General features: G+C 61.8%; 22 protein-coding genes. 6 read left to right on the top strand and 16 right to left on the bottom strand.

Annotated features, from left to right (window positions below; all coding sequences use genetic code 11):
- The 4 genes from M0D66_RS23605 to M0D66_RS23620 are packed head-to-tail and all read right to left on the bottom strand — an operon-like array spanning position 1 to position 4,947.
- On the bottom strand, positions 1-2,064 hold the full coding sequence (locus M0D66_RS23605) for an NADH:flavin oxidoreductase (RefSeq protein WP_200652633.1): 2,064 nt from the start codon (positions 2,062-2,064) through the stop codon (positions 1-3).
- Positions 2,065-2,101: 37 nt separating this feature from the next.
- A complete protein-coding gene (locus tag M0D66_RS23610) occupies positions 2,102-2,638 on the bottom strand; it encodes a DUF5943 domain-containing protein (protein ID WP_154560696.1) in 537 nt (178 codons plus the stop codon).
- Between the two features lie 44 nt (positions 2,639-2,682).
- Complete coding sequence (locus M0D66_RS23615) at positions 2,683-3,654, bottom strand: dipeptidase (protein ID WP_007177107.1); 972 nt, start codon at positions 3,652-3,654, stop codon at positions 2,683-2,685.
- A gap of 18 nt (positions 3,655-3,672) precedes the next feature.
- Positions 3,673-4,947, bottom strand: coding sequence for a serine hydroxymethyltransferase (locus M0D66_RS23620; protein WP_211706351.1), 1,275 nt, complete (start codon positions 4,945-4,947; stop codon positions 3,673-3,675).
- A 432-nt stretch (positions 4,948-5,379) separates the two neighbouring features.
- Between M0D66_RS23620 and M0D66_RS23625 the strand changes: the two genes are divergently transcribed.
- A complete protein-coding gene (locus tag M0D66_RS23625; protein WP_211706350.1) occupies positions 5,380-6,375 on the top strand; it encodes a GlxA family transcriptional regulator in 996 nt (331 codons plus the stop codon).
- Positions 6,376-6,428: 53 nt separating this feature from the next.
- Here the strand turns inward: M0D66_RS23625 and fdhA are convergent, their stop codons facing one another.
- Positions 6,429-7,628, bottom strand: a complete 1,200-nt coding sequence (fdhA, locus tag M0D66_RS23630) for a formaldehyde dehydrogenase, glutathione-independent (RefSeq protein WP_093644447.1) — start codon at positions 7,626-7,628, stop codon at positions 6,429-6,431.
- Positions 7,629-7,880: 252 nt separating this feature from the next.
- Between fdhA and betI the strand changes: the two genes are divergently transcribed.
- Genes betI through betA form a run of 3 tightly spaced genes read left to right on the top strand, consistent with a single transcriptional unit; the run spans position 7,881 to position 11,738 of the window.
- Positions 7,881-8,468, top strand: coding sequence for a transcriptional regulator BetI (betI, locus tag M0D66_RS23635; RefSeq protein ID WP_093644449.1), 588 nt, complete (start codon positions 7,881-7,883; stop codon positions 8,466-8,468).
- Positions 8,469-8,501: 33 nt separating this feature from the next.
- A complete protein-coding gene (gene betB / locus M0D66_RS23640) occupies positions 8,502-9,971 on the top strand; it encodes a betaine-aldehyde dehydrogenase (RefSeq protein WP_211706349.1) in 1,470 nt (489 codons plus the stop codon).
- Positions 9,972-9,983: 12 nt separating this feature from the next.
- Complete coding sequence (gene betA / locus M0D66_RS23645; protein WP_244869744.1) at positions 9,984-11,738, top strand: choline dehydrogenase; 1,755 nt, start codon at positions 9,984-9,986, stop codon at positions 11,736-11,738.
- A 174-nt stretch (positions 11,739-11,912) separates the two neighbouring features.
- Here the strand turns inward: betA and M0D66_RS23650 are convergent, their stop codons facing one another.
- The 7 genes from M0D66_RS23650 to M0D66_RS23680 form a co-directional block, all read right to left on the bottom strand.
- Complete coding sequence (locus M0D66_RS23650) at positions 11,913-13,331, bottom strand: MFS transporter (RefSeq protein ID WP_211706348.1); 1,419 nt, start codon at positions 13,329-13,331, stop codon at positions 11,913-11,915.
- 122 nt (positions 13,332-13,453) lie between these two features.
- Positions 13,454-13,717 carry a hypothetical protein gene (locus tag M0D66_RS23655; RefSeq protein ID WP_063499004.1) on the bottom strand — a complete coding sequence of 88 codons (264 nt, stop codon included), beginning with the start codon at positions 13,715-13,717 and terminating at the stop codon, positions 13,454-13,456.
- A gap of 63 nt (positions 13,718-13,780) precedes the next feature.
- A complete protein-coding gene (locus M0D66_RS23660) occupies positions 13,781-14,437 on the bottom strand; it encodes a sarcosine oxidase subunit gamma (protein WP_093644458.1) in 657 nt (218 codons plus the stop codon).
- Positions 14,427-17,429, bottom strand: a complete 3,003-nt coding sequence (locus M0D66_RS23665) for a sarcosine oxidase subunit alpha family protein (RefSeq protein ID WP_211706347.1) — start codon at positions 17,427-17,429, stop codon at positions 14,427-14,429. The genes M0D66_RS23660 and M0D66_RS23665 overlap by 11 nt, the downstream gene beginning before the upstream one ends.
- A complete protein-coding gene (locus tag M0D66_RS23670) occupies positions 17,426-17,752 on the bottom strand; it encodes a sarcosine oxidase subunit delta (protein WP_093644461.1) in 327 nt (108 codons plus the stop codon). The genes M0D66_RS23665 and M0D66_RS23670 overlap by 4 nt, the downstream gene beginning before the upstream one ends.
- Before the next feature lie 19 nt (positions 17,753-17,771).
- Positions 17,772-19,016, bottom strand: coding sequence for a sarcosine oxidase subunit beta family protein (locus M0D66_RS23675; protein ID WP_054038698.1), 1,245 nt, complete (start codon positions 19,014-19,016; stop codon positions 17,772-17,774).
- Positions 19,017-19,062: 46 nt separating this feature from the next.
- On the bottom strand, positions 19,063-20,457 hold the full coding sequence (locus M0D66_RS23680; RefSeq protein ID WP_093644463.1) for an L-serine ammonia-lyase: 1,395 nt from the start codon (positions 20,455-20,457) through the stop codon (positions 19,063-19,065).
- A gap of 252 nt (positions 20,458-20,709) precedes the next feature.
- Between M0D66_RS23680 and M0D66_RS23685 the strand changes: the two genes are divergently transcribed.
- Positions 20,710-21,792, top strand: a complete 1,083-nt coding sequence (locus M0D66_RS23685) for a GlxA family transcriptional regulator (protein ID WP_093644465.1) — start codon at positions 20,710-20,712, stop codon at positions 21,790-21,792.
- A 91-nt stretch (positions 21,793-21,883) separates the two neighbouring features.
- Here M0D66_RS23685 and M0D66_RS23690 read toward each other — a convergent pair whose 3' ends face one another.
- The 4 genes from M0D66_RS23690 to M0D66_RS23705 form a co-directional block, all read right to left on the bottom strand.
- On the bottom strand, positions 21,884-22,819 hold the full coding sequence (locus M0D66_RS23690; RefSeq protein ID WP_093644467.1) for a choline ABC transporter substrate-binding protein: 936 nt from the start codon (positions 22,817-22,819) through the stop codon (positions 21,884-21,886).
- Positions 22,820-22,932: 113 nt separating this feature from the next.
- Positions 22,933-23,934, bottom strand: a complete 1,002-nt coding sequence (locus M0D66_RS23695) for a GlxA family transcriptional regulator (RefSeq protein ID WP_054038684.1) — start codon at positions 23,932-23,934, stop codon at positions 22,933-22,935.
- A gap of 7 nt (positions 23,935-23,941) precedes the next feature.
- Positions 23,942-24,844, bottom strand: coding sequence for a choline ABC transporter permease subunit (gene choW, locus M0D66_RS23700; RefSeq protein WP_093644471.1), 903 nt, complete (start codon positions 24,842-24,844; stop codon positions 23,942-23,944).
- Entirely contained in the window at positions 24,837-26,015 is a 1,179-nt protein-coding gene (locus tag M0D66_RS23705; RefSeq protein ID WP_093644473.1) for a glycine betaine/L-proline ABC transporter ATP-binding protein, read from the bottom strand. Before M0D66_RS23705 ends, choW begins: the two co-directional genes overlap by 8 nt.
- A 552-nt stretch (positions 26,016-26,567) precedes the next feature.
- Between M0D66_RS23705 and M0D66_RS23710 the strand changes: the two genes are divergently transcribed.
- Entirely contained in the window at positions 26,568-26,888 is a 321-nt protein-coding gene (locus M0D66_RS23710; RefSeq protein ID WP_093644475.1) for a hypothetical protein, read from the top strand.
- Positions 26,889-26,928 lie beyond the last annotated feature (40 nt).

Genomic DNA, 26,928 nt, shown 5'->3' on the forward strand with positions numbered 1-26,928 from the left:
TCAGAAATCCTTGCAAAGGCGCAGCGCGTCATAGATCGCGCCGTGAATGTTGTGCATGGAAATGCAGTCGCCGACGCGGAACAGCAGGAAGCGGCCGTTGCCGAGTTCTTCGCTGAGCGACGGTTGCGGCTCGGACGCAAAGAGTTTGTGCACGTCCACCTGGCCGCGATTCACCGACTCGGGCTTGAGCGTCCAGTAGAGCTGGTCGTTCGGCGTGCTGCCGTTCTCGATCACCACCTGGTCGACCGCGCGCTCTTCCTGCTCTTCCGTGTACTCGTTGCGGATCACGGCGATCTTCTTGCCGTCTTCCTCGTACACCTTGTCGAGCCAGTAGTTAGGCGTATGAATCACACCTTGCGCGTAGAGGCGGCGATAAAAAATCGGGAACGTGGTACCGCCGACGTCATCGGCAACCTTCACGTCAGGCGTGACGATCTCGACGTTCGACCCGCGGCTCGACATGAAGTCCGCGACGCCTGCGCCAGCGTGCGTGCTGACGCCGTCATAAACCAGCACGTTCTTGCCCGGCTCGACCTTGCCCGACAGCACATCCCATGAACTGACCGCGAGCCCTTCTTCGACGCCCCACGCCGCGACTTGCGACGTGAACGACGAACCGCCTGTCGCCAACACGACGATGTCCGGCTTCTCGGCCATGATGGTCTTTTCGTCAGCCGCAACGCCAAGACGCCGATCGACACCGAGGCGTTTCGTTTCCATATCGAACCAACGCACGATGCCCGCCATCTGCTCGCGCTGCGGCGCTTTCGCGGCCAGCATGATCTGACCGCCGACGTAGTCGTTCTTCTCGAACAGCACCACGTCATGACCGCGCGACTTCGCCACGCGCGCCGCTTCCAGTCCAGCCGGGCCTGCGCCGACCACCACCACCTTGCGCTTCGGCCCACGTGTCTTCGCGATCACGTGCGGCATGGTTTCTTCGCGGGATGTCGCGGCGTTCTGCACGCACAGCACGTCCAACCCGTTGTATTGGCGGTCGATGCAATAGTTCGCGCCGACGCATTGCTTGATCTCGTCCTCGCGACCGTCGCGGATCTTGATGACCATATGCGGATCGGCGATCTGTGCGCGTGTCATCCCGACCAGATCGACCATGCCGCTCGCGAGCAAACGTTCTGCCTGGCCCGCATCGCGGATGCTTTGCGCATGCATCACCGGCAGCTTCACCACCGACTTGATCCCGGCCGCGAGATGCACGAACGGCTCGGGTGGCAGCGCCATCGGCGGCATGCAGTTCGCCAGCGTGTTGTGCGTATCCGCACCGGAACCGATCACGCCGAGGTAATCGATCAGGCCGCTTTCGCTCATCGCCTGGGCGATCTCTTTCAGCTGTTCGTGATCGAGACCGTCTTCATGGAATTCATCGCCACACATGCGAAGACCAACACAGAAATCCGCGCCTACCGCTTCGCGCACCGCCTTCAACACTTCCGTGCCGAAGCGCAGGCGGTTCTCGAGCGAACCGCCCCATTCGTCGGTGCGGAAATTCGTGCGCGGGCTCCAGAACTGATCGATCAGATGCTGGTGAGCCGCCGAGATTTCGATGCCGTCCATGCCGGCATCCTTCACGCGCTTGGCAGCCGCGGCAAAGTCCGTGATGATGCGGCGAATCTCTTCCACTTCGATGATCTTCGCATTGCCGCGGTGCACCGGCTCACGCACGCCCGACGGCGACATCAGATGCGGCCAGTGTTCGCCGTGAAACGCCGAGCGGCGCCCCATATGCGTGGCCTGAATCATGATCTTCGCGCCGTGCTGATGCATCGCTTCGGCGAGCCGCGCGAGCGGATCGATGATCTTGTCGGTCGAGAGATTCACCGACTTCCACCAGCCTTGCGGGCTGTCGATCGACACCGGGCTCGAGCCACCGCACACGGCGAGGCCGACGCCGCCCTTGGCCTTCTCTTCGTAGTAACGGATATAGCGGTCGCCGGGCAGACCACCCGGTTCCGCATACACCTCAGCGTGCGCGGTGCTGACGATGCGGTTACGCAACGTCAGTTTGTTCAGCGTGAGAGGCTTGAAAAGGTTCGGGTAACGCATCGCGATCGACCTCGGAATAGATAGGCTTTGTGCGTTTTTACGACGCGAGCGGCGACACTTCGAACACGCAGTGATCGTGGCCTTCGGCCGCGCAGCGCGCTTCCTTCGAATGGGACGGCGGACCCTTGCGCTGTCCATCCGGCGCGGTGTCGTTGACCCAGTCCATCGCGCCCGCGAACCAGCCGGCGAACATGTAGCAAAGCTTGCCTTCCTTGCCCGGCTGCGCGAGCACGAACGACGAGTGGTGCAATTCAATGCGGGCACGTGAGCTGGACGGATCGGCTTCTGTGATCGTGAAGAGGCCCCAGCCACGTTGCGACAGGCGGTTCAGGTAATGCTCGAACACCGCCATGCCGGCAATACCGTGCTGTTTCGCTTCCTTGTCGCACCAGAAATACGCGGACTTGTAGCCGGCTTTGTAGAGAATCTCGGCATACGTGTCGATGCCAAGTGCTTCCTCGACAGCCGTGTGGTTGTTCGTGAAGAAATGACGCGGCACGTAGAGCATCGGCAGCGCGTCGGTGGTCCAGACGCCGGTGTTCGGATCGACGTCGATAGGCAGTTGGGGTTGCATGTGCGGGCTCCGTTTTTATAGGTTCAGGTTCGGTGGATGGCGAATCAAACTTTCCAGACTTCGCCGAACACGCGTACCCAGTTTTCACCCATGATCTTCTTGATGCGCGTCTCGCTCCAACCGGCGCGTTCCATCGCGGCCGTCAGGTTCGGAAACTCGCCGATCGTGCGAATGCCTTCCGGATTCACCACCTTGCCGAAGTTCGTCAACTGGCGATAACGGCCCTTGTCGTGTGTGATCCAGTCGAAGAACTCAGTGCTATAGCCTTGCGTGAAGTCCGTGCCAATGCCAACCTGGTCTTCACCGATCAGATTCACCACGTATTCGATCGCTTCGATATAGTCTTCGACGGTCGCGTCCGGGCCGCGCTTCAAGAACGGCGCGAACATCGTCACGCCCACGAAACCGCCCGCGTCAGCGATCTCTTTCAGTTGCTCATCGCTCTTGTTGCGCGGATGCTCTTTCAGCCCCGACGGGCAGCAATGCGAGTAGCACACCGGCTTGTTCGAGGCCGCGATCGCTTCGGACGACGTCTTGCCGCCTACATGCGAAAGATCGACCATGATGCCAACGCGATTCATCTCCTGAATCACTTCACGGCCATAGCCCGACAGTCCACCGTCGCGTTCATAGCAGCCCGTGCCGACCAGATTCTGCGTGTTGTAGCAAAGCTGGACCACGTTCACGCCGAGGTCCTTGAAGGCCTCGATATAGCCGAGGTTGTCTTCGAACGCATGCGCGTTCTGGAAGCCGAAAATGATGCCGGTCTTGTTCTCTTTCTTCGCGCGCAGGATGTCGTCGGTGGTGCGCACAAGCGTCAGGATCTCGCCGTATTCGCGGATCTGTTGCTTCATCTCGGCAATGTTGTCGACGGTCTTCTGGAAGCTTTCCCAGACCGACACCGTGCAGTTCACCGCGGTTACGCCGCCCTTGCGCATGTCCTCGAACACCGAGCGCTCGAACTTCGAAATGTTCAGACCGTCGATGATGATGCTGTTGTCGTGCAGAGTGCTCATCGTTTGCTCCAGGCGTGCTTAGTAGATGGGAAAGCGTTCGCACAGCGCGAAAATTTCGCGGCGCACGCGTTGTTCGGTTGCGGCATGGCCTTCCGGGTGATCTCGCAGCGCGTCGAGCACCTCGACGATCAGCCGCCCGACTTCACGGAATTCGCTCACGCCGAAGCCGCGCGTCGTGCCTGCGGGTGTGCCGAGGCGAACGCCGGAGGTGACCGTCGGCTTCTCGGTGTCGAAAGGAATGCCGTTCTTATTGCAGGTGATGCCCGCGCGTTCCAGCGCCTGTTCGACCTGATTGCCTTTGAGGCCCTTCGGGCGCAGATCGACTAGCAGCAGATGGTTGTCCGTGCCGCCCGTGACCAGATCGACGCCACCCGCCTTCAACACTTCGCCGAGTGCCTGCGCATTCGCGAGCACGTTATCGATGTAGGTTTTGAAACCCGGTTGCAGCGCCTCGCCGAAGGCAACGGCCTTGCCGGCGATCACATGCATCAGCGGGCCGCCCTGCAAGCCCGGGAACACGGCGGAGTTGATCTTCTTGGCGATGTCTTCGTCATTCGTCAGTACAAAGCCGCCGCGCGGACCGCGCAACGTCTTGTGCGTGGTCGATGTGACGACGTGTGCGTGCTCGACCGGATTCTGATGACGCCCGGCCGCGATAATGCCGGCGATGTGCGCCATATCCACCATCAGCTTCGCGCCCACGCCATCGGCGATTGCGCGCAGCCGTGCGAAGTCCAACGCACGCGGATAAGCCGAGAAGCCGGCGATCAGCAGCGCCGGTTTGTGCTGCTGCGCGAGTTCTTCGATCTGCTCGTAATCGATCAGCATCGTGTCGCGATTCACGCCGTATTGGACCGCGTTGAACCACTTACCCGACATCGCCGGCTTGGCGCCGTGGGTCAGGTGGCCACCCGCGTCGAGCGACATGCCGAGCACCGTGTCACCCGGCTTCGCCAGCGCGAGCATCACCGCGCCGTTGGCCTGCGCGCCGGAATGCGGCTGCACGTTGGCGAACTTCGCGTTGAAGAGCTGCTTGATGCGATCGAGCGCCAGCGTTTCGATCACGTCGGCGTATTCACACCCGCCGTAGTAGCGCTTGCCCGGATACCCTTCCGCGTACTTGTTGGTCAGCACCGAGCCTTGCGCTTCGAGCACCGCGCGCGACACGATGTTTTCCGACGCGATCAATTCGACTTGCGACTGCTGGCGCTCCAGCTCTTTCAAAATGGCGCCGCGCACCGCCGCGTCACGCGTGGCCAGCGATTCTTCGAAGAAAGGATTCGGGTTCAACATGGAAGGTCCGTGGGGTGGTTGGCGAAGGACCGGAAGCGGGCTACTGGCCGGGCTGTGAAGCCCTGCTGCCACCGGTCTGCATTGCGTCTATTCTTGACTCTCGCCCCGCGCGCCAATTTACGAATTCAGACGCGTTCTTTGCCTTTTCCGCCATGAGCGACCTTTTTCGACAAGTCGCGCTGGCAGGTTTCGAACGATCGTTAGCGGTTCGCGCGTTTGCTGCACTGCAGCTGATCGTTGTGCGCAGTTCGGGTGCGCGTGTGGGCTCGGGTAGCTCCGTTCTGGTGCTGTTCGTTGAGCGATCCGACTGTATTGATGCGCAACCGAGGGTTTAGCCTGATGGCACGTTAGTTGCGCTAGTACTCAAAATTGCAGGAGTCGCTGCTCCCCACGGCGACGCGACATTACAGATTCGAAGGAATCATTTCCCCCATGTCCACCGATCGCACGGCGTCGTTGTCGCACTTTGCATTCATGCCGGTGCCGAACTTCACGATGATCGCGTTCACCAACGCGATCGAAGTTCTCCGCATGGCGAACTACCTGACTGGACAAACGCTTTACCGCTGGTCGATCGTGAGCCCCGAAGGCGGCCCGGTGACGGCGAGCAACGGCCTCTCGGTCGATACGGGTTCGGTCGAGTCTGTCGGTCAGCCGGACATCGTGTTCGTGGTCGGCGGCATCGACGTGCAGCGCGCCACCACCCCTGCCCATCTCGTCGCGCTGCGCCGCTTCGCCCGCATGGGCAGCGTGCTCGGCAGCCTGTGCACCGGCACCTATGCGCTGGCGCGTGCCGGCTTGCTGGCCGGTTACGCGTGTGCGATTCATTGGGAGAACATGTCGGCGCTCAAGGAAGAGTTTCCCGACACGCGCTTTCTGAAAGAACTGTTCGTGATCGACCGTGATCGCGTCACCTGCACGGGTGGCGTGGCGCCGCTCGACATGATGCTCAACCTGATCACACCGCGAGTCGGCACGGCACGCGTCACGCAGATCGCGGAGCAGTTCATCGTCGAACACGTGCGCGATAACAGCGCACAACAGAAAATGCCGCTGGTGGCGCGGCTCGGTTCGGCCAACAAGTCTCTCTTCGAAGTGATCTCGCTGATGGAGAACAACATCGAAGAGCCGCTTTCGCGCGAAGAACTCGCACGGCTCGCCGGCATGTCACAGCGGCAATTGCAGCGGCTGTTCCGCGAACATCTCGGGATGACGCCGACGCATTACTATCTGACGCTGCGCTTGCGGCGCGCCCGCGAGTTGCTGCTGCAGACCGACATGTCGATCATGCACATCACGATGGCTTGCGGTTTCCAGTCGGCTTGCCACTTCTCGAAGAGCTACCGCGATGCGTTCGGCACCGCGCCGACGCGCGAACGGCGCAAGCAGGCGCCGTCGCTGGCCGCAGTGCCGGTGCTCGCGGCTTGAGTCGAATACCTCGCTGATTGAAGGGACCGCGAACGCGGTCCCTTTCCGCGCCATCAAGCCGCTTTCAGCAACCCGTGCGGGTCGATCACAAACTTCTTCGGCGCGCCGCCATCGAACTGCCGGTAACCGTCCGGGGCCTGATCGAGCGAGACGACCGTCACGTTCACGATATCCGCAATCGGCAGCCGGTCCCACAGGATCGCCTGCATCAGATTGTGGTTGTACTTCATCACCGGCGTCTGCCCCGTGTGGAACGAGTGCGACTTGGCCCAGCCGAGGCCGAAGCGGATGCTCAGGCTGCCTTTGCGGGCGGCGGCATCGGTGGCGCCCGGATCGTCCGTTACATACAGGCCCGGAATACCGATCGCGCCCGCGGCACGCGTGATTTCCATCAGCGAATTAAGTACCGTGGCCGGCGCTTCCTCATGCGAGCCGCTGCTGCCGTGACCGTGCGCTTCGAAACCGACGCAGTCCACCGCGCAATCCACTTCGGGCTTGCCAAGAATCTGTTCGATCTGCTCGCCGAGCGTCGCGTCCTTCGACAGGTCGATGGTCTGGAAACCCATCTTGCGAGCATGCGCGAGACGCGCCTCATTCATATCGCCAACGATCGTGCAGGCTGCGCCCAGCAAGCGTGCGGATGCAGCCGCCGCCATCCCCACCGGCCCCGCGCCCGCGATATAAACGGTAGCGCCAGGCTTCACGCCTGCCATCACCGCGCCGTGATAGCCGGTCGGCAGAATGTCGGACAGACACGTCAGGTCGCGGATTTTAGACATCGCCTGCGCGTAGTCGGGGAATTTCAGCAGATTGAAGTCGGCGTACGGCACCAGTACGTACTCGGCCTGGCCGCCGATCCAGCCACCCATGTCGACGTAGCCATAAGCGCCGCCCGCCCGCGACGGATTCACATTCAAACACACGCCGGTGTGCTGCGCCTTGCAGGTCGGACAGCGTCCGCAAGCGACGTTGAACGGTACCGACACCAGGTCGCCAACCTTCAACGTTTCAACATCACGGCCCACCTCGATCACCTCGCCGGTAATCTCGTGGCCGAGTACCAGGCCGACCTCGGCGGTCGTGCGGCCACGCACCATGTGCTGATCGGAGCCGCAAATATTCGTGCTTACCACCTTCAGGATCACGCCGTGGCCGATTGACCGGCCACGCGGATCGACCATCTTCGGAAAGTCGATCGACTGAACTTCCACCTTGCCCTGCCCTAGATACACGACGCCGCGATTGCTGCTCATTTGTCTGTCTCCATGTCTCGTGAGCGGCGCGCCGGACTCTACGTGACGCGCCGTTCAACGAGCGTAGCGCCCGCTGAAACAAAGGACATGTACCGAACACGACACCGGTTTGGCAGGAACCGACACGCCGGGCGCAACCCACGTCCACGCTGATGCAGCCCGGTTTTTATTGATTGACCGTTCAATATAAAAAAACTAGTATTCCCCATCGAACACTTGAGCGGCTGGCCTGCGCCCGCCGCCTCCAGCCCCATGCCCAAACTCGGAATGCGCGAAATCCGCCGCGCCCAGCTGATCGACGCAACCCTGCTGACCATCGACCAGACTGGCCTCGCCGGTGCGACGCTCGCTTCGGTCGCGCAGCGCGCGAGCATTTCCACCGGCATCGTCAGCCACTATTTTGGCGACAAGGACGGTTTGCTCGAAGCCACCATGCGCCACGTGCTGCGCGATCTGTGGCAAGCCACGTCGAGACGTCGTCGTGCGGCGAAGGCCGATCCACGTTCGAAATTGCGCGCGGTCGTCGCGGCGAATTTCGACGCCGAGCAGACCAGCGGCCCCGTCATGAAAACGTGGCTCGCGTTCTGGTCCGAGAGCATGCACAAGCCGCAATTGCGGCGGCTGCAATACGTAAACACGCGGCGCCTGAACTCGAACCTGTGCGCGGATTTTTCCAAAGCGCTGCCGCGTCCGGCGGCGCGCCGTGCGGCGAGCGGCCTCGCGGCGTTGATCGACGGGCTATGGCTGCGCGGTGCTTTGTCCGGTGAGCCGTTCGATACCAAGGCTGCACTGCGCATGGCAAACGAATACATCGATCTGGTGCTGGAAGCACGTAACTAGACCAGCGAACATTTCCGAAAAAAGGAGCAACTCATGGCGGTATTCGAAACGCAACGTCTCTATATAGGCGGCGCCTACGTCGACGCGACGAGCGGTGAGACCTTCGACACGCTCGACCCCGCCACGGGCGAAACGCTCGCCGCCGTGCAACAAGCCTCAGCGGCGGACGTGGATCGCGCGGTGCAATCGGCACGTGATGGCCAACGCGAGTGGGCCGCGCTCACGGCGATGCAGCGCTCGCGCATCCTGCGCCGCGCGGTCGAGATCCTGCGTGAACGCAATGACGAACTCGCCGCACTCGAAACACGCGACACCGGCAAAGCGATTGCGGAGACTCGGGCGGTCGATATCGTCACCGGCGCGGACGTGATCGAGTACTACGCAGGGTTGGCGACCGCGATTGAAGGTCAGCAGATTCCATTGCGGCCTTCGTCGTTTGTCTATACGCGGCGCGAACCGCTGGGCGTATGCGCAGGTATCGGCGCATGGAATTACCCAATCCAGATCGCATGCTGGAAATCGGCGCCCGCGTTGGCAGCCGGCAATGCGATGATCTTCAAGCCGAGCGAAATCACTCCGCTGTCCGCATTGAAACTCGCCGAGATTTATACCGAAGCCGGTGTACCAGCCGGTGTGTTCAACGTCGTGCAAGGCGACGGCCGCGTGGGAGCGATGCTCGCCGCACATCCCGACATCGAGAAGATCTCGTTCACCGGCGGCGTTGAAACGGGCAAGAAGGTGATGTCGCTGGCAGGCGCCTCGTCGCTGAAAGAAGTGACGATGGAACTGGGCGGCAAGTCCCCCCTGCTCGTCTTCGACGATGCCAACCTCGAACGCGCCGCCGACATCGCGATGAACGCCAACTTCTTCAGCTCCGGCCAGGTCTGCACGAACGGCACACGTGTATTCGTGCAGCGTAGCGTGCTGGAACGGTTCGAAGCGCTGGTGCTGGAACGCGTAAAACGGATTCGCGTCGGCGCGCCCACGGACGCCGACACCAACTTCGGTCCGCTGGTCAGCGCCGCGCAATTGCAGAAAGTGCTTGGCTACATCGAAAGCGGCGTGCAGGACGGCGCGCGGCTCCTCGCAGGCGGCAAACGGCTGACGGAAGGCCACTTCGGCAACGGCCAGTACGTCGAGCCGACGGTTTTCACCGGCTGCCATGACGACATGCGCATCGTGCGCGAAGAAATCTTCGGCCCGGTGATGAGCATCCTCGTTTTCGACGACGAAGACGAAGCGATCTCGCGCGCTAATAACACCGCTTACGGTCTTGCCGCGGGCGTTGTCACCGAGAACCTGGCACGTGCACATCGCGTGATTCATCGGCTCGAAGCGGGTATCTGCTGGATCAACACCTGGGGCGAGTCGCCCGCGGAAATGCCGGTGGGTGGCTACAAGCAATCGGGCGTCGGCCGTGAGAACGGTATCACCACGCTCGAACACTACACGCGCATCAAGTCCGTGCAGGTCGAACTCGGCCCGTATCAACCGGTGTTTTAAGGAGGGTTGGCGATGGCTTCGAACGAATACGATTACATCATCGTCGGCGCGGGTTCGGCGGGCAACGTGCTCGCTTCGCGCCTGACCGAAGACGCGGACGTGACCGTGCTGCTCCTCGAAGCAGGCGGCCCCGACTACCGCTTCGATTTCCGCACGCAGATGCCTGCGGCCCTCGCCTATCCGTTGCAAGGTCGGCGCTACAACTGGGCGTACGAAACCGACCCCGAGCCGCATATGAACAACCGCCGCATGGAGTGCGGACGCGGCAAAGGGCTCGGTGGTTCGTCGCTGATCAACGGCATGTGCTATATCCGCGGCAATGCGCTCGACTACGACGGTTGGGCAACGCGTTCTGGGCTGGAAAACTGGACCTATCTGGATTGCCTGCCGTACTTCCGCAAAGCCGAAACACGCGATGTCGGCGCAAACGCGTATCACGGCGGCGACGGCCCGGTCCATGTGACGACGAGCAAGCCGGGCAACAATCCCTTGTTCGCGGCGATGGTCGAGGCCGGCGTGCAGGCGGGTTTCCCGCGTACCGACGACCTGAACGGCTACCAGCAGGAAGGCTTCGGCCCAATGGATCGCACGGTCACGGCGAACGGCCGACGCGCCAGCACCGCACGCGGCTATCTGGATCGCGCGAAGAAACGCCCGAATCTGACCATCGTGACGCATGCCATGACCGATCGCGTGCTGTTCCTCGACAAGCGTGCGATAGGCGTCACGTATCTGCATCACGGTAGTGCTGAAACTGCGCATGCGCGCCGCGAAGTGTTGGTGTGCAGTGGCGCGATTGCCTCGCCGCAGTTGCTGCAACGCTCAGGCGTGGGCCGTTCGACGTGGCTGCGCGAACTCGACGTGCCACTCGTGCACGATCTGCCTGGTGTCGGTGAAAACTTGCAGGACCATCTGGAGATGTACATCCAGTACGAATGCAAGGAGCCGGTTTCGCTGTATCCCGCGTTGCAATGGTGGAATCAGCCTGCCATCGGGCTTGAATGGATGTTTAACGGCACGGGTATTGGCGCGAGCAATCAGTTTGAAGCGGGCGGCTTCATCCGTACCCGCGATGAGGACTTGTGGCCGAACATCCAGTATCACTTCCTGCCCGTCGCGATTAACTACAACGGTTCCAACGCGATCAAGATGCACGGTTTCCAGGCGCATGTCGGCTCGATGCGTTCGCCAAGCCGTGGACGCGTGAAGCTCACTTCACGCGATCCCGCCGCGCATCCGAGCATCCTGTTCAATTACATGGCCGATCCGCTCGACTGGCGTGAATTCCGTGACGGGATTCGTATTACGCGCGAGATCATGCGTCAGCCTGCGCTTGATCGTTATCGCGGGCGTGAGTTGAATCCGGGCGCGGAGTTGACCACCGATGAGCAACTCGACGCGTTTGTGCGCATGCGTGCGGAGACCGCGTTTCATCCGTCGTGCTCGTGCAAGATGGGTTATGACGATATGGCCGTGGTGGATAGCGAGGGACGCGTGCATGGGCTCGAGGCGCTGCGCGTGGTCGATGCGTCAATCATGCCGCAGATCACAACCGGCAATCTGAACGCGCCGACGATCATGCTCGCGGAGAAGATCGCCGATGGGATTCGCGGGCGGGAGGCGCTGGCGCGGGTGGAGACGCCGTACTTCGTCGCGAATGGAATGGTTTCGCGGAAGCGGGAACTCAAGACAGACGTTTTCGGAGTGTGGACGAGCAAGGAATCGGATAGCCTCGAATACCAGAAGGAGTTGCGCTCGGAATGGTAAGCGTGCGCGCCGACATATGAATTCATTCACTATCTGAACGCAGCAAAAGACTGACACGCCGAGCAAACCGCTCGATCAACCGATCATCCAGCGTAGGTCTTCTCTGGCGTAGCAGTAGAAGGACGCTTAAGGCCGCGAACTAGTCGCGGCCTTTTTCCTCTTGCCCAGCAAGCGTCACTCCCGCGCAGGACTCAACACTCCCTGCGCGTCCGACTCAACCGCTTCAGACACCAAGGTCTCCAACGCCAACCCACGCGTCTCGATCCCCATGATCCATACTGCCGCGGCAGCGATCACAAAACACATCGCGCCAAGCGAAAACACGCCGCCTTGCCCGAACGTCGGCAGAACCACGCCGACTACATAAGGCCCGATCAACGAGCCCACACGTCCAATCGCTGACGCAAACCCAGACCCCGTAGCCCGCGCTCCCGTGCCATAAAGCTCAGGCGTATAGGTGTAAAGCACCGCCCACATCGCAAACATAAAAAACTGCATCGCAAGTCCGGCGCAAATCAGCAGCGTCGGCGTTTGCGCGTGCAGCGCGGTTTGCCCGTAGACATAAGCCATCACCGCGCTGCCGGTCAGCGACGCGATACAGGTCGGCTTACGTCCCCAGCGCTCCACGAGCCACGCAGCGCAGATAAAACCCGGAATCCCGCCGAGCGAAATCAGTACCGTATACAGCACCGACTTCGTCACAGCGAAACCCGCTTGTTGCATCAACGCACCGAGCCACGACGTGAGCCCATAAAAACCGAGCAACGCAAAGAACCACAGCGTCCACACCATGATCGTGCGACGCCGGTAGGCCACGCTCCAGATCTCGCGGAATGCACTCGTACCCTTCGCAGCCGGCGGTTCCTGCAGCATCACCGGTGCGCGCAACTGGCTCAGTCCGGCCGCTTTCATCACCTTCACTTCGACCTCGGCGAGGATCTTGTCCGCCTCGGCGAGGCGTCCGCGATGCTCCAGCCAGCGCGGCGATTCCGGCACGACGCGGCGCACAATTAACACGAACACGGCGGGAATCGCCAACAGTGCGAACTCCGTGCGCCACCCAAACGCCGGCAACACGAAGTACGAAACCACGCCCGCCGTGATAAACCCGAGCGGCCAGAAGCCATCCATCAACGCGATCAGTCGTCCGCGTGACTTGGCAGGCACAAATTCGGAAAGGAGCGTCTGCGCAATGGGAAACTCCATGCCCATGCCAATACCAAGCAGCACACGATAAAAAATCAGCGCTTCGACACTCTGCGCGGTCGAGCACAGATACGACGCGAGCCCCCACAGCACCATGCTCCACTGAAATACGGGGCGCCGTCCGAAGCGATCGGCCAGCAATCCGGCAACCGCCGCGCCGATCACCATACCGAAGAAGCTCGCACTCGCAACCAACCCTGCCGTCGCGCTCGACAGATGAAATTCGCTCTTGATCGAACCGAGCACGAAGGTCATCGTGCCGAGATCGACCGAGTCGAAAAAGAACGCGATCGCGATGATGATGAAAATGGTCCGGTGATATCCGGAGAACGGCAGACGTTCGAGTCTGGCGGCTGCGCTCGCGCGAGGCTGAAAAACGGTAGACATGTCATGCCCTCGTTGATGCGGCGGCTGCCGCGTGGACGTTCCGATCAGTGCGTATTCAGTAGACGCCGACATAAATCGGCCACATAGAAGGAATACGTCATCGGGATGGAACGAGGGCGTCGTTAGGGCCGCAACCGCGCCCGCGCAGCGCCGGCAATCCGCGCGAGCGCATCCGCACTCAAACGAGCGGCGATCTTCTCAACGTATTCGTGATGCCGCGACTGCAGCGGCGCGCCCAACTGCTGTGCAAGGAGATAGCGGATCAACGCGATACGCCGGTGCCGCAAGACGATGCTCTGATCGAGCAGCGCGAGCGCGGCATGGGCATCGCCCTGTTGGCATGCGCGTTCGGTGAGACGCGCGGTGGCTAGACGTGTCGACGTCATGTCAGTCGGCGGTCGGGAAAGCCGCGAGCGGTGCCTCACTAGCAGGACACCACCCGCCGCGCTTCACGACATCAGCGGCTCGGCCGCATCGAGCATGATCTTAACGAAGTAGTCCGCAAAACTGCGGCGCACGATGATATCGAAGCTGTCTGCGCCGGTGGGCAACAACGTCATCGACGCCTTGAAGAAGTGACTCTGTGCGCACTGCCCCTCGCTGAACAGTTTCGGATGCAGATCGAGCGGACAACCGCGCGCCAGCACTTCACGCGTTCGAGTGCCACTGATCTCGAGCACCGTATAGCCGCTGCCGATATCCACCGCCGACGCGAACACGCCCACAAATGCCGCGCCGAGTTTCGCCTGCAACGGCGCGGTACGCGTCGCGTCGTGCGCCATGGCCGAGCGCACCAGCCACTCGTCAGGGCCAAGCCACAGCATGTCGTAGCCATTGCCGCGTGCAATCGTGTTCGCCTTCTCGGGCGGCCGGCAGCCGATCACGCTTTCCACCGCGCTCACGAACGCCGCGTCACGCGTGTCGCCGCGCACGTTCACCAGTTCCAGAAACGGCCGCTCGCTCAAACGGAACGCCGCCGACACCGTCGCCTGATGCTTCTTCAGCAGCGCATCCGCGCCCACCAGCGGCGACTCCTGCCACACACCCGTTTGCTGGCCGACAGCACGATCCACCGCCGACACTGTCCCTCTTGTTTCATTCCACATGTTGACGTGCTCCTTCGCTGTCGTAGAACACCGAGCTGGTGACCTTGGCCGCAATCTGTCTACCGCTCGCGAGCGGAATCGTGACCGTTTCGCCGATCTTGTCGAGACCGCCCTTCACTACCGCCATTGCAATCGAGCGCTTCAGGATCGGGCTGTAATAGCTCGACGTGACGTGGCCGAGCATCGGTGCGGTATCGCCCTGGAACGGACCGGCGACGATCTGCGAGCCTTCGGGGATCACGAACGACGGATCGTCCGCGAGCAGCCCGACCAGTTGCTTACGGCCGGCCTTCGCCGTATCCGAACGCGTCAATGAGCGCTTGCCGAGAAAGTCTTTCGACTTCGCGACCAGCCCACCCATGCCGAGGTCGTACGGCGTCATCGACCCATCCGTGTCCTGGCCGACGATGATGTAGCCCTTCTCGGCACGCAGCACGTGCATGGTTTCCGTGCCATACGGCGTGATGTCGAATTCCGCGCCCGCGGCCATCAGCGCCTCCCACACCGCGCGGCCGACGTTCGCGGGCACGTTCACTTCATAAGCCAGTTCGCCCGAGAAGCTGATGCGCATCACGCGCGATGCCGCACCCGCCACGGTGCCTTCGCGATAACTCATGAACGGGAACGCCGCGTTCGCAAAGTCGATGTCGTGGCAAACTTTCTGCAGGACCTTGCGGCTGTTCGGACCGACCACCGCAAACGTCGCCCAATGATCCGTCACGGAAGCGAGACGCACGCGCATATCCGGCCACTCGGTTTGCAGCCAGCGTTCGAGCCACGTCAGCACGCGCGCTGCGCCACCCGTGGTGGTCGTCATCATGTAGTGTTGGTCGGCAAGACGCACGGTCACGCCGTCGTCGAAGATCATGCCGTTTTCGTCGAGCATCAGGCCGTAGCGGCACTTGCCGACTTCCAGCTTGCTCCACGGATTCGTGTAGACCCAATTCAGCAACTTCGCCGCATCGGGGCCCTGGATGTCGATCTTGCCGAGCGTCGAAGCATCGAGAATGCCGACGCTCGTGCGCACCGCGAGCGACTCGCGCGCAACCGCGGCATGCATGTCCTCGCCGGCCTTCGCGAAGTACCAGGGGCGCTTCCAGTTGCCGACGTCCTCGAACGCCGCACCGTTTTCCACGTGCCATTCGTGCACCGCGGTCTTGCGCACCGGATCGAGAAACTCACCCAGCTCGCGGCCGGCAAACGTGCCGAACGTAACCGGCGTGTAGTTCGGGCGGAACGTCGTCGTGCCGGTTTCGGGAATCGTCTTGCCGAGTGCCTGCGCGAGAATCGCCATACCATTGATGTTGCCGAGCTTGCCCTGATCGGTGCCGAAACCCATCGCCGTATAGCGCTTCACGTGTTCGACCGATTCGAAACCTTCGCGCGCCGCGAGAAAAATATCGGCTGCCGACACGTCGTTCTGGAAGTCGACGAACTGCTTCGGCCCGCGCGTCGCCAGTTCGCGGCCGCCGACCAGCCACAGCGGCTGCATCTTCGTTTCGCTAACCTCGGCCACGTGCACCGGATTCGGCCGCGCAACGATGTACCCCGCTGCACGCGCCGCCTCGACACCGGCATCGACCGCGAAGCGAATCCCCTGTCCTAGCGTGAAATCGCCGGCACACGCACCAACGCTCGTCTCGGCTTGCATCGCCTTGCCCGGCACGAAGCAGGCTTTGTCGTCATGCCAGTGCGCCTTGCCGCCCGATTGCGCGAACAGATGCAGCACCGGGCTCCAGCCGCCGGACATCGCGAGCAGATCGCAGGGTAGATCGCCCTGCTTCGCACCGACCTGTCCGTTCGAATACGACGCGGCTTCGACCGAGGCAACCCGCAGCTTGCCGTGCGCCGCTGTCACAGCAGCACCATTCATCACCTTGACGCCATAGCGCCGCGCAAGCGCGGGCAGCGTGCCCTTCGATTCGGCCGCCCGCGGATCGACGACCGTCACCTGGGCACCGGCCGCTTTCAGATCGAGCGCGCATTGATAGCCGTCATCGTTGTTCGTGAACACGACGGCATTGCGGCCCGGTAGCACCGCATAGCGATGCAGATAGGTCGACACGGCCGAGGCCAACATCACGCCCGGTAGATCGTTGTTGCCGAATACGATCGGCCGCTCATGCGCGCCTGTTGCGAGAATCACGCGTTTCGCGCGGATCTTCCACATCAGTTCGCGCGTGCCTTTTCTCTGCGACACCGGCAGATGCTCGGTGAGCCGCTGCGTGACGGTGATGAGGTTATGGTCCTGGTAACCGAATGCGGTGCTGCGGCACAGGATCTTCACATCGGGCATCTGCCGCAACTCGTCTTCGATCTTGTGGACCCATTGCAGCGCCGGTTTGCCGTCGATCTCCGCGCGGCACGACAGCAGCGAGCCGCCGAGTTCCGGCTGATCGTCGATCAGCGTCACGCGTGCGCCGGACAATGCCGCCGCATGCGCGGCCGCCAGCCCCGTCGGGCCACCGCCGACCACCAGCACGTCGCAGTGCGCAAAGCACTTGTCGTAGCGGTCCGCGTCGGTTTGCTCGGGCGCCTTGCCGAGACCGGCCGCATCGCGAATCACTTCCTCATATTTCGGCCAGAATTTGCGCGGCCACATGAAGGTCTTGTAGTAGAAGCCCGCCGGAATGAAGCGTGCGAACTTCTGGTTGATCGCCATGCGGTCTTTTTCGATGCTCGGCTGCGCGTTCACGCTGGTCGCGACGAGTCCCTGATACAACTCCACTTCAGTCGCACGCGCGTTCGGCACCGTGTATGCGCCGGTTTCGAGCTGCACAACCGCGTTCGGCTCTTCCACACCCGCCGTCACGATGCCGCGCGGCCGGTGGTACTTCCAGCTGCGCGCCACGAAGTGTTCGCCGTTCGCGAGCAACGCGGACGCGAGCGTGTCGCCCTGATAACCCTGAAGCTTGCGCCCGTTGAACGTGAAGTTCAGTACGATCGCACGGTTGATGCGCCCGCCGCTGGGGAGTCGGTCTTTCTGGCTCATGGTGCCTTGCCCTCGTGTGCCTTGTCTTGTGCGTTAGCGTCGGTGCTGTCCATCGCGAGCAGAGGACGTTCGAACGTCTCGTAGCCCTGAATCTCGTAGCTCACGGTATCGCGCTGGGCCTTGAACCAGCGGCGGCATCCTTGCGCGTGCATCCATTGCTCGCGATGCACGCCGCGCGAATTCTTGCGCATGAACAGGTAGTCGCCCCATTCCTTGTCGGTGAGCTTGTCGGTGTCGAGCGGGCGCGCAATATCCGCTTCGCCGCCGCAGGAAAATTCGGTTTCGGCGCGTGGCCCGCACCAAGGGCATTCGATCAGAAGCATCTGGTTTTCCTAATGTGCGTTAGTGGGCAACAGCAGCAGCGCCGTGCTCGTCGATCAGATGGCCGGTATAGAACCGATCCAGCGAGAACGGCGCGTTCAGCGGATGCGGCTCGTCCTTCGCGATCGTGTGTGCATAAGCCCACCCCGACCCAGGCGTCGCCTTGAAGCCACCCGTACCCCAGCCGCAATTGAAATAAAGCCCCTTCACGTCGGTCTTGCTGATAATCGGGCACGCATCCGGCGATACATCCACGATGCCGCCCCACTGGCGGTTCATCCGCACGCGCGAAAACACCGGGAACATTTCGACGATCGCTTCGAGCGTGCCTTCGATGATCTGGAAGCTGCCGCGCTGACCGAAGCCCGTGTACTGATCGACGCCCGCGCCAATCACCAGGTCGCCCTTGTCGGACTGGCTGATATACGCGTGCACCGCGTTCGACATCACCACCGTGTTGACGACCGGTTTGATCGGCTCCGAGACCAACGCCTGCAACGGATGGCTCTCCAGAGGCAAACGGATACCCGCCATATCGGCGAGCGACGACGTATTGCCCGCCGCAACCACCGCAACCTTCTTCGCCTTGATGAAGCCCTTGGTGGTATCCACGCCGACCACCTGACTGCCGTCGCGGCGAATCCCCGTGACCTGGCAGTTCTGCACGATATCGACGCCATGCTGATCCGCCCCGCGTGCGAAGCCCCACGCCACCGCGTCGTGGCGCGCCACACCGCCGCGGCGTTGAATCGACGCCCCGAGCACCGGATAGCGGCTGTTCAGATTGATGGTCGGCTCGATTTCCTTGATCTGCTCCGGCGTGAGGAATTCGGCATCCACGCCGTTCAGCCGGTTTGCATTCACGCGGCGTTCGGTGTCGCGCACGTCCTGCAATGTGTGCGCGAGGTTCATCACGCCGCGCTGGCTGAACATCACGTTGTAGTTCAGGTCTTGCGAGAGACCTTCCCACAGCTTCATCGCCTTCTCGTAGAGAGCGGCCGATTCGTCCCACAGATAATTCGAGCGCACGATGGTCGTATTGCGCGCGGTATTGCCGCCGCCGATCCAGCCTTTCTCCAGCACGGCGATATTGCGCACGCCATGCTCCTTCGCGAGGTAATAGGCAGTGGCGAGGCCATGCCCGCCGCCGCCGACGATCACGACGTCGTATTCACGCTTAGGCTCGGGGCTCTTCCACTGACGCTCCCAGTTCTCGTGATACGACATCCCGTTGCGCAACAGGCTGAATATCGAATAGCGGCTCATTGTTGGTCCTTTGGGTCCTGTTGTTACTCTTTGATTCTCAACTTGTTCAACACTCGATGACGTTCACGGCGAGTCCACCGCGCGACGTCTCCTTGTATTTGGTCTTCATATCCGCGCCGGTTTCACGCATCGTCTTGATCACGTTGTCGAGCGACACGTAGTGCTGGCCGTCGCCCTTCATCGCCATGCGCGCCGCGTTGAGCGCCTTGATCGCGCCCATCGCGTTGCGTTCGATGCAGGGAATCTGCACGAGGCCGCCGACCGGGTCGCAGGTCATGCCGAGGTTGTGTTCCATGCCGATCTCGGCGGCGTTTTCGACTTGCGTCGGCGTGCCGCCCATCACGGCAGCGAGCGCCGCGGCGGCCATCGAGCACGCAACGCCGACCTCGCCCTGGCAGCCCACTTCGGCGCCCGAGATCGAAGCGGTTTCCTTGTAGATGATGCCGATCGCCGCAGCCGTCAGCAGGAAGGTGACGATGCCCTCGTCGTTCGACGCATGCATGAACTTCACGTAGTAATGCAGCACCGCGGGAATCACGCCGGCGGCGCCGTTGGTCGGCGCCGTGACGACGCGCCCGCCCGCTGCGTTCTCTTCGTTCACGGCCATCGCGTAGAGGTTGACCCAGTCGAGCATCGACAGCGGATCGCGCAGCGATTCTTCCGAGCGCGAGCGCAATTGCGCGCACAGGTCAGCCGCGCGGCGCTTCACGTGCATCGGGCCGGGCAACTCGCCACGCACCTTGCAGCCACGTTCGACGCAGGCGGACATGACGCGCCAGATCGTCAGCAGCCCTTCGCGCACTTCCTGTTCGGTACGCGACGCGCATTCGTTGCGCAGCGTCACCTGCGCGATCGACAAACCGGTTTCGCGGCACACACGCATCAGATCGTCGCCGGTCCGAAACGGAAACGGCACCTCCGCCCCAGCGCGCAAGCCATTGACGCGGTCGCCCTCGCGATTGATCACAAAGCCGCCGCCGATCGAGTAATACTCCTTCTCCACCAGCAACTGGCCATTCTCGTCGAAGGCCTGAAAACGCATGCCGTTCGGATGCACGATGCTCGAGCCCGGCGCGCCCGGCATCAACTTGCGAAAGAAGCCGAGTTGTTCGCGCTCGTCGAATTTGACCGGATGCTTGCCGAGCAGCACCAGTTGCTTCGTTTCGCGAATCGCCTGCAGGCGCGGTTCGATCACGTCCGGGTCGATCAGATCGGGTAGATTACCTTCGAGGCCGAGCAGTACCGCCTTGTCCGTGCCATGCCCTTTCCCGGTCGCGCCGAGTGAGCCGAACAGCTCGACCTTGACGCGCCGCACGAAGCTCAGCAGATTGGCGTCTTCGATATGCGAGGCAAAACGGCAAGCAGCAATCATCGGCCCGACGGTGTGCGAGCTTGAGGGACCGATGCCGATCTTGAACAGATCGAAGACGCTGACGTTCATGACGTGCCTTATACGTTGCGATACCTTGGGTGCCGGGTTTGGCTTGAACTAGCCCCTATTGCACCGCACGTCAAATTGGACCGATAGAATAAAAACGGCATGACAGTGGGATAGTGGCGTCAAGCGGGCCGCCGGCCAAGCGCTGCGGCGGATTTGCGATGACTTCTGACGCATTTGCGACATGAGCCGCTTAAGCCTCCCTGTCCCCGGTGCTATGCTTGTTTCAACCCCTTTCCCTTGCTGGCTGCATGCATGAATTCCGCTGAACCGCTTCCCCTTCAATCGATCGACGGCACCTCGAAGCAACGCATCCGCTTCGGCATCATCCTGCTGCCGAACTTCACGCTGACGGCGTTCTCGGGTTTCGTCGACCTGTTGCGCCTGTCCGCGGACGAAGGCGACTTCAGCAAGCCCGTGCGCTGTTCGTGGAGCGTGATAGGGGAAACCCTCGCTCCGGTGCGTGCCAGTTGCGGGATCCAGATCACGCCGTGGGAAACATTCGACAACGCCGAGCCCTTCGATTACGTCGTTGTGGTGGGCGGCCTGCTGCATTCAGGGCCGGCCGCGAACGACGCGACGCTAGCCTTCATCCGTCGCGCCGCCGCTACCGATGCGACGCTCGTCGGCATGTGCACCGGCGTGTTCTCGCTGATGCGCGCGGGCGTGCTGGAAGGCCACCGCATCTGCGTGAGCTGGTTTCACTACTGGGATTTTATCGAGCGCTTTCCGGCGGTCAACGAGGAGGCGTTGGTGGCGGATCGGCTATTTGTGATCGACCGCCGACGCATTACGTGTTCCGGTGGGCGGGCGTCGATCGACGTGGCGGCCGCGATTCTGCTGCGCCACTTCGAAACGGCCACGGTGCAGAAGGCGCTGCGGATTCTGCTGGTGGACGATATGCAGAAAGGCAACGCACCACAGCCGCATCCACCTGGGTTGGCACCTGCCGCGCATCCGAAGGTGAAGCGCGCGATTCTGCTGATGGAACAGCATGTGGGGCGATCGCTATCGCTCGATGAACTGGCGCGCAAACTCGATCTGTCGCCGCGGCAGCTCGAAAGGCTCTTCAAGGCGCAAACCGGTAAGGCGCCTCAGGCCTACGCGAAGCAGGTGCGTTTGCGCACTGCCGCCTGGCTGTTGACGAGTTCGGATAAAACGGTAGCGGATATCGCGTCGAGTTGCGGCTTTTCCGATGCCTCGCATCTGGGCCGCGAATTCCGCAAGCAGTTCGGTTTGCCGCCGATGATGTACCGCGAGCAACGCGGTACGGCGGCTGAAGTCGATGACGGTTCAGGCTATGACGAAACCTTTCCGGGGCGGGCTCAGGCGATCTGAGCGCGCTGTTTGCCGTTAGGGTTTAGCGCTCCCGCTTTCGCGCCGCCGGAGCGGCGCGAAAGCTAAACCCAAACTCTCAACCCTTCAACCTTCATTTCCCAGCAACATAAGCTTTCACCGCCGGCAACCCATCCTTCCCATCAAACGTCTTCACACCGGCAAGCCACTTGTCGAGCACAGCCGGATTCGCCTTCAGCCAGTCCTTCGCCGCTTTGTTCGGATCCGTCTTGTTCATGATCGGCAGCATCACGTGGTTTTCGATATCCGTCGTGAACTGCAGGTTCGACACGAGCTTCGCGACGTTCGGGCAACGCGTCGAGTAATCGCTCGGCGTGACCGTCAGCACTCTGGCTTCGCCGTAGTTCGGGCCGAACACGTCGTCACCGCCGGACAGATAATCGATCTTCATCTGCACGTTCATCGGATGCGGTTCCCAACCGAGGAACACGATCGGCTTCCTGGCGCGAACTGCGCGATTCACTTCGACCAGCATGCCTGCCTCGCTCGACTCCACCAGCTTGAACTTGCCAAGACCGTACTGGTTGCTGTCGATCATCTTCTTGATCAGCGCATTGCCGTCGTTACCCGGCTCGATGCCATAGATTTTGCCGTCGAGCTTGTCGTAGTTCTTCGCAATGTCGGTGAAGGTTTTGATGCCCGCCTGATACGCGTAATCCGGCACGGCCAGCGTGTATTTCGCTCCAGTCAGGTTCGGCGTCGGCAGCACGGTAAGCTGGCCGGCCTTCTTGAACGGATCGATCATCGGGTCCATGGTCGGCGACCAGTAGCCGAGGAACACGTCGATCTGCTTGCTCTTCACACCCGCAAAGGTGATCGGCACCGAAGCGATCGTTTTGGTCGGCTTATAGCCGAGCCCTTCAAGCACGGTCGAAGCGAGACCGGTCGTCGCCGCGATATCGGTCCAGCCAACGTCGGCGAACCGGACGTCCCGGCAGGTGGCAGGTTCCGCGGCAAGGACAGATGACACCGACAGCGCGCACAACGACGCAGCCCACAAACGTTTCATGGCGTTCCCTTTGGGTGATTGATGCTTTACTGGTTTTAATAATCGAATCGGATTTTCAAAGTGCGACTTCTTGCGTCGACTTCATTGACGTCAACTTACTTATGCAGACTCGTCTACGCCGACAAGCGTCGCTCCACACTCGGCGCGTGACCGAACTGCGCGCGATAGGCCTTGCTGAAATGACACGGCGAATGAAAGCCGCATACTGCCGTTACCCGCGCAATCGATGCATCAGTATTGCGCAGCAGTTCACGCGCACGACGCAAACGCAAGGTCAGGTAATAATGCGTCGGCGATACGCTCAGAAACATCTTGAACATGCGCTGCAAATGACGTTGCGACAGATGCACGAGCCGCGCGAGCTCGTCGAGCGACAACGGCTCTTCGATATTCGCTTCCATCAAGCGCACGACTTCGATTAATTCAGCTCGCGAGAAACCGACCCGTGCATCGACGGGAATATGCTGATAATCCGTCGAGCCACGAATCCGCTCGACGATGAACTGTTCGGACACTTGCGCCGCGACTGCATGGCCGAGGCGCATGCCGACCAGGTTCAGCATCAGATCGAGTGGCGCGGTGCCGCCGGTGCAGGTCATCCGGTCACGGTCGATCACGAACAGTTCGTCGGCAAAACGTACGTGCGGGTAACTCTTGTGCAACGGCGACATGTCTTCCCAATGCACGGTACAGCGATAACCGTCGAGCAGATTCGCGGCCAGCAGCGCATACGGTCCCGTACAAATGCCGCCAAGCGGAATACCCTTCGACGCAACATCTTGCAGCAACGCGATGATCGTCTCGTCCACGTAGTCGCGCACATGCCAGCCGGCGCAGACGATCAGCACATCGGGCATGCCCGCTTCGGCCAGCGTCGTGGTCGGCTTCACGGTGATGCCGTTACTCGCTCGCGCCGGCTCGCCGTCCGGTGTAATCACCGACCATGTGTAGTGCTGCGCGCGGCCCACGTAGTTGGCCATGCGCAGCACCTCGACCGCGCTCGTGAACGCGATCATCGAAAAGTTCGGCAGCGTCAGAAAGCCGAAGTGCGCGAGCCCGGACAGCGGCGAATCGGATGGGGCCTCAACAACTGGAGAGATCGCGTCGCGCTTCATAGGCGGCTCAGCCGTGCTGGGCCGCCGGCGCCCGGCGCACCTTCATGACGCTGCGCAAGCCCGACAACAGAGGCGCCCGCGCCGTACCCGGCGAGCGGCCGAAGCTTTCCGTGATGCGGTCGAGAATGATCGCCAGCATCACCACCGAGAGGCCGCTTTCAAAACCCAGGCCGATATCGAGCCGTTGAATACTCGCCAGCACGTCGTTGCCGAGACCGCCCGCGCCGACCATCGAGGCGATGATCACCATCGAGAGCGCCATCATGATGGTCTGGTTCACGCCGGTCATGATCGACGGCAGCGCATTCGGAAACTGCACCTTGTAGAGCAATTGCAAGGGCGTGCAGCCGAACGCCTGCCCTGCTTCGACGATCTCGCGATTCACATGCTTGATGCCGAGCGACGTGAGACGCACCGCAGGCGGCATCGCGAAGATCACCGTGGAAAGAATCCCCGGCACGCGGCCGAGACCGAACAGCATCGCCGCCGGAATCAGGTAGACGAACGCGGGCATGGTCTGCATCAGATCGAGCACGGGACGCACCATCATTTCGACGGTGCGGCTCTTCGCGGTCCAGATGCCGAGCGGCACGCCGAGCAGCAGACTGATCAAGGTCGACGACAGCGTGAGACCGAGCGTGATCACCATCTGATCCCAGAAGCCGGTGCCGTAGATCAGCAGCATCGCCAGCAAGGTGAACAGCGCGAAACGCCAGCCCACCCGCCACAAACCGACACCGACGAAAAACGCCATCAGCGCCCACATCGGTACCGCTTGCAGGCCGTGCTCGATCAGCGCGGCAAAACTCTCGATGACCTTGCCGATCGAGTCGAAGGTTTTAGCGTCGTGGTCGAGCAGGTAGTGAACGCCGTGATCGACCCAGGCGCCAAGTGGAATGACTTCAGACATGGGAACCTCGATGGCGCGTGAGAACGTTCAGCACGTTCGTCTTGTTGACCGAACCGCAGTAGGAGCCGTCCGCTTCGACGACCGGCAGCGGCGCACGGCTCGCCACCACGCGCTCGACGACGTCGTCCAGCGGCGTGGTGCGGCGGATGCACTCGATGTGATTGAGCTGCGGCGACGCGCTGCCCATCGCATCGCGGCACACGAAGCCGCGGAACTTGCGCTCGCTGTCGAGTACGAACGCGTATTCGGCGCTGCCGTTGAGCGTCGCGGCCACGCTCGAGGCGTCGATCTGCGGCGAATGCTGCATGAGCGGCACGGCGTCCGTCTGCATCAGGTCGCCGGCCGTGAGATAGCGGCTGGTGTCGATGCCTTCGAAGAACGCACGCACGTAGTCATCGGCGGGATTGGTGATGATTTGCTGGGGCGTGCCGACCTGGACGACCTTGCCGCCTTCCATGATCGCGATCCGGGTGCCGATGCGCATCGCCTCTTCCAGATCGTGCGAGACGAACAGGATGGTGCGCTGCTGCTCGCGTTGCAGATCGAGCAGCACGTTCTGCATTTCCTTGCGTTTGAGCGGATCGAGCGCGGAGAACGCCTCGTCCATGATCATCAGCGACGGGTTGACCGCCAGCGCCCGCGCGAGACCCACACGTTGCTGCATGCCGCCGGACAGTTGCGCCGGCAGCTTTTGCGCGAACGGCGCGAGGCCGACCTGCTCGAGCACGGTCATGGCGCGCTTCTCGCGCTCCTTCTTGCCGATGCCCGCCACTTCCAGCCCGAACGCGGCGTTGGACAGCACCGTGCGTTGCGGCATCAGCGCGAAGGACTGGAACACCATGCTCATGTCCTTGCGGCGCAGCGCCGTCAATTCCGCGCGCGGCACGCTGGCCACATCGCGGCCGTCGATCAGCACCTTGCCGGCCGTCGGCTCGACGAGACGGTTGATCAGGCGAATCAGCGTCGACTTGCCGGAGCCCGAGAGGCCCATCAGCACGAAGATCTCGCCTTCCTTGACTTCGAACGAAACGTTGTGGACACCGACTATCTGGCCGGTGCGCGCAAACACTTCCTCTTTGGTTGCGCCGCCTGCCAGCATGCCGATCGCCTGTTTCGGGTTGGTGCCGAACACCTTGCACAACCCTTCGACCACGACCTTGGGGGAATTCATTGAATGCTCTCCTCGCGTGGCGGACGTCCGTCCGCGCTGTGCATACATAGTTGCCAGAAAAAAGTACGCCTAGCCGACTATTTGCGACAAGCACATGTGGAAATGCGACACCGCCAGTGCGCGGGCGCTGGCTGGTGGCGGGCGAAGCCCTTCTGGTAAAGGGTTTGCGGGGTGTTGGAGTGGGTGGCCGTCCGTGTCGCGCCAGAGCAAGTGAGGGCCGCCTGGAGGGAAAAAAGTCTGTGCGGAGGACGTGGCAGGCGCATTTTGCCGCAACGCAGCAAGCTCACCGCTCCTCAGCGGGCGTCGTTGCGCGTCCGCGAGCTGGACGCCATGATCAATGATCGAGGCCCCATGACGGGCGCGAACCACCTGCAGCAGACGGTCTGTCCGCGAAAAATACCAGATCGCAAGATTAGGGCAACCTTAAGGCTGCGCGCCGTTACTCCGTGTTACCAATCTCGCATCCCTCTTGCACCTGCAAACCGCGGCCCTGCCTAAACTGCGCACCATCTTCACTGTCATCGCCCGCCATCATCGGGCGAAAAGAAAAACATGCGCAAGAACCTATTATCAGTGATTCTCGGCGGCGCGATATTAATGGCTTCCACAGCCGCTTCCGCGCACGTCGATGTGGGCATCGGCATCGGCATTCCCGGGCCGGTTTTCGTGCCTGCCCAGCCGGCCTACATTGCGCCTCCGCCGGTCGTTTATGCGCCCCCGCCGGTGGTGGAATATGGCTACGGCTACGGCGACGACTGGCGTGCCCGTGAATGGCATGAGCGGCAGGAGTGGCGCGAACGGCGGTGGCGCCACCATGAGCATGAGGAGCACGAACGTGAATGGCGTGAACGCCATGGTTGGGATGGGGATTGAAAATGCGGAAGAAAGTTGTTTGAGCGCCCCTAAGGAGAAA

The organism is Paraburkholderia sp. SECH2 (assembly GCF_030464795.1).
GTDB lineage: Bacteria > Pseudomonadota > Gammaproteobacteria > Burkholderiales > Burkholderiaceae > Paraburkholderia > Paraburkholderia aspalathi.

What these genes read in the sequence shown, in the direction of transcription:
- choW (WP_093644471.1), bottom strand. Translation starts at nt 24,844, where the DNA reads ATGTCTGAAGTCATTCCACTTGGCGCCTGGGTCGATCACGGCGTTCAC.
- M0D66_RS23655 (WP_063499004.1), bottom strand. Translation starts at nt 13,717, where the DNA reads ATGACGTCGACACGTCTAGCCACCGCGCGTCTCACCGAACGCGCATGC.
- M0D66_RS23665 (WP_211706347.1), bottom strand. Translation starts at nt 17,429, where the DNA reads ATGAGCCAGAAAGACCGACTCCCCAGCGGCGGGCGCATCAACCGTGCG.
- M0D66_RS23710 (WP_093644475.1), top strand. Translation starts at nt 26,568, where the DNA reads ATGCGCAAGAACCTATTATCAGTGATTCTCGGCGGCGCGATATTAATG.
- M0D66_RS23605 (WP_200652633.1), bottom strand. Translation starts at nt 2,064, where the DNA reads ATGCGTTACCCGAACCTTTTCAAGCCTCTCACGCTGAACAAACTGACG.
- M0D66_RS23675 (WP_054038698.1), bottom strand. Translation starts at nt 19,016, where the DNA reads ATGAGCCGCTATTCGATATTCAGCCTGTTGCGCAACGGGATGTCGTAT.
- M0D66_RS23650 (WP_211706348.1), bottom strand. Translation starts at nt 13,331, where the DNA reads ATGTCTACCGTTTTTCAGCCTCGCGCGAGCGCAGCCGCCAGACTCGAA.
- M0D66_RS23690 (WP_093644467.1), bottom strand. Translation starts at nt 22,819, where the DNA reads ATGAAACGTTTGTGGGCTGCGTCGTTGTGCGCGCTGTCGGTGTCATCT.
- M0D66_RS23620 (WP_211706351.1), bottom strand. Translation starts at nt 4,947, where the DNA reads ATGTTGAACCCGAATCCTTTCTTCGAAGAATCGCTGGCCACGCGTGAC.
- M0D66_RS23680 (WP_093644463.1), bottom strand. Translation starts at nt 20,457, where the DNA reads ATGAACGTCAGCGTCTTCGATCTGTTCAAGATCGGCATCGGTCCCTCA.
- M0D66_RS23615 (WP_007177107.1), bottom strand. Translation starts at nt 3,654, where the DNA reads ATGAGCACTCTGCACGACAACAGCATCATCATCGACGGTCTGAACATT.
- M0D66_RS23685 (WP_093644465.1), top strand. Translation starts at nt 20,710, where the DNA reads ATGAATTCCGCTGAACCGCTTCCCCTTCAATCGATCGACGGCACCTCG.
- betA (WP_244869744.1), top strand. Translation starts at nt 9,984, where the DNA reads ATGGCTTCGAACGAATACGATTACATCATCGTCGGCGCGGGTTCGGCG.
- M0D66_RS23610 (WP_154560696.1), bottom strand. Translation starts at nt 2,638, where the DNA reads ATGCAACCCCAACTGCCTATCGACGTCGATCCGAACACCGGCGTCTGG.
- betB (WP_211706349.1), top strand. Translation starts at nt 8,502, where the DNA reads ATGGCGGTATTCGAAACGCAACGTCTCTATATAGGCGGCGCCTACGTC.
- M0D66_RS23705 (WP_093644473.1), bottom strand. Translation starts at nt 26,015, where the DNA reads ATGAATTCCCCCAAGGTCGTGGTCGAAGGGTTGTGCAAGGTGTTCGGC.
- M0D66_RS23670 (WP_093644461.1), bottom strand. Translation starts at nt 17,752, where the DNA reads ATGCTTCTGATCGAATGCCCTTGGTGCGGGCCACGCGCCGAAACCGAA.
- betI (WP_093644449.1), top strand. Translation starts at nt 7,881, where the DNA reads ATGCCCAAACTCGGAATGCGCGAAATCCGCCGCGCCCAGCTGATCGAC.
- fdhA (WP_093644447.1), bottom strand. Translation starts at nt 7,628, where the DNA reads ATGAGCAGCAATCGCGGCGTCGTGTATCTAGGGCAGGGCAAGGTGGAA.
- M0D66_RS23625 (WP_211706350.1), top strand. Translation starts at nt 5,380, where the DNA reads ATGTCCACCGATCGCACGGCGTCGTTGTCGCACTTTGCATTCATGCCG.
- M0D66_RS23695 (WP_054038684.1), bottom strand. Translation starts at nt 23,934, where the DNA reads ATGAAGCGCGACGCGATCTCTCCAGTTGTTGAGGCCCCATCCGATTCG.
- M0D66_RS23660 (WP_093644458.1), bottom strand. Translation starts at nt 14,437, where the DNA reads ATGTGGAATGAAACAAGAGGGACAGTGTCGGCGGTGGATCGTGCTGTC.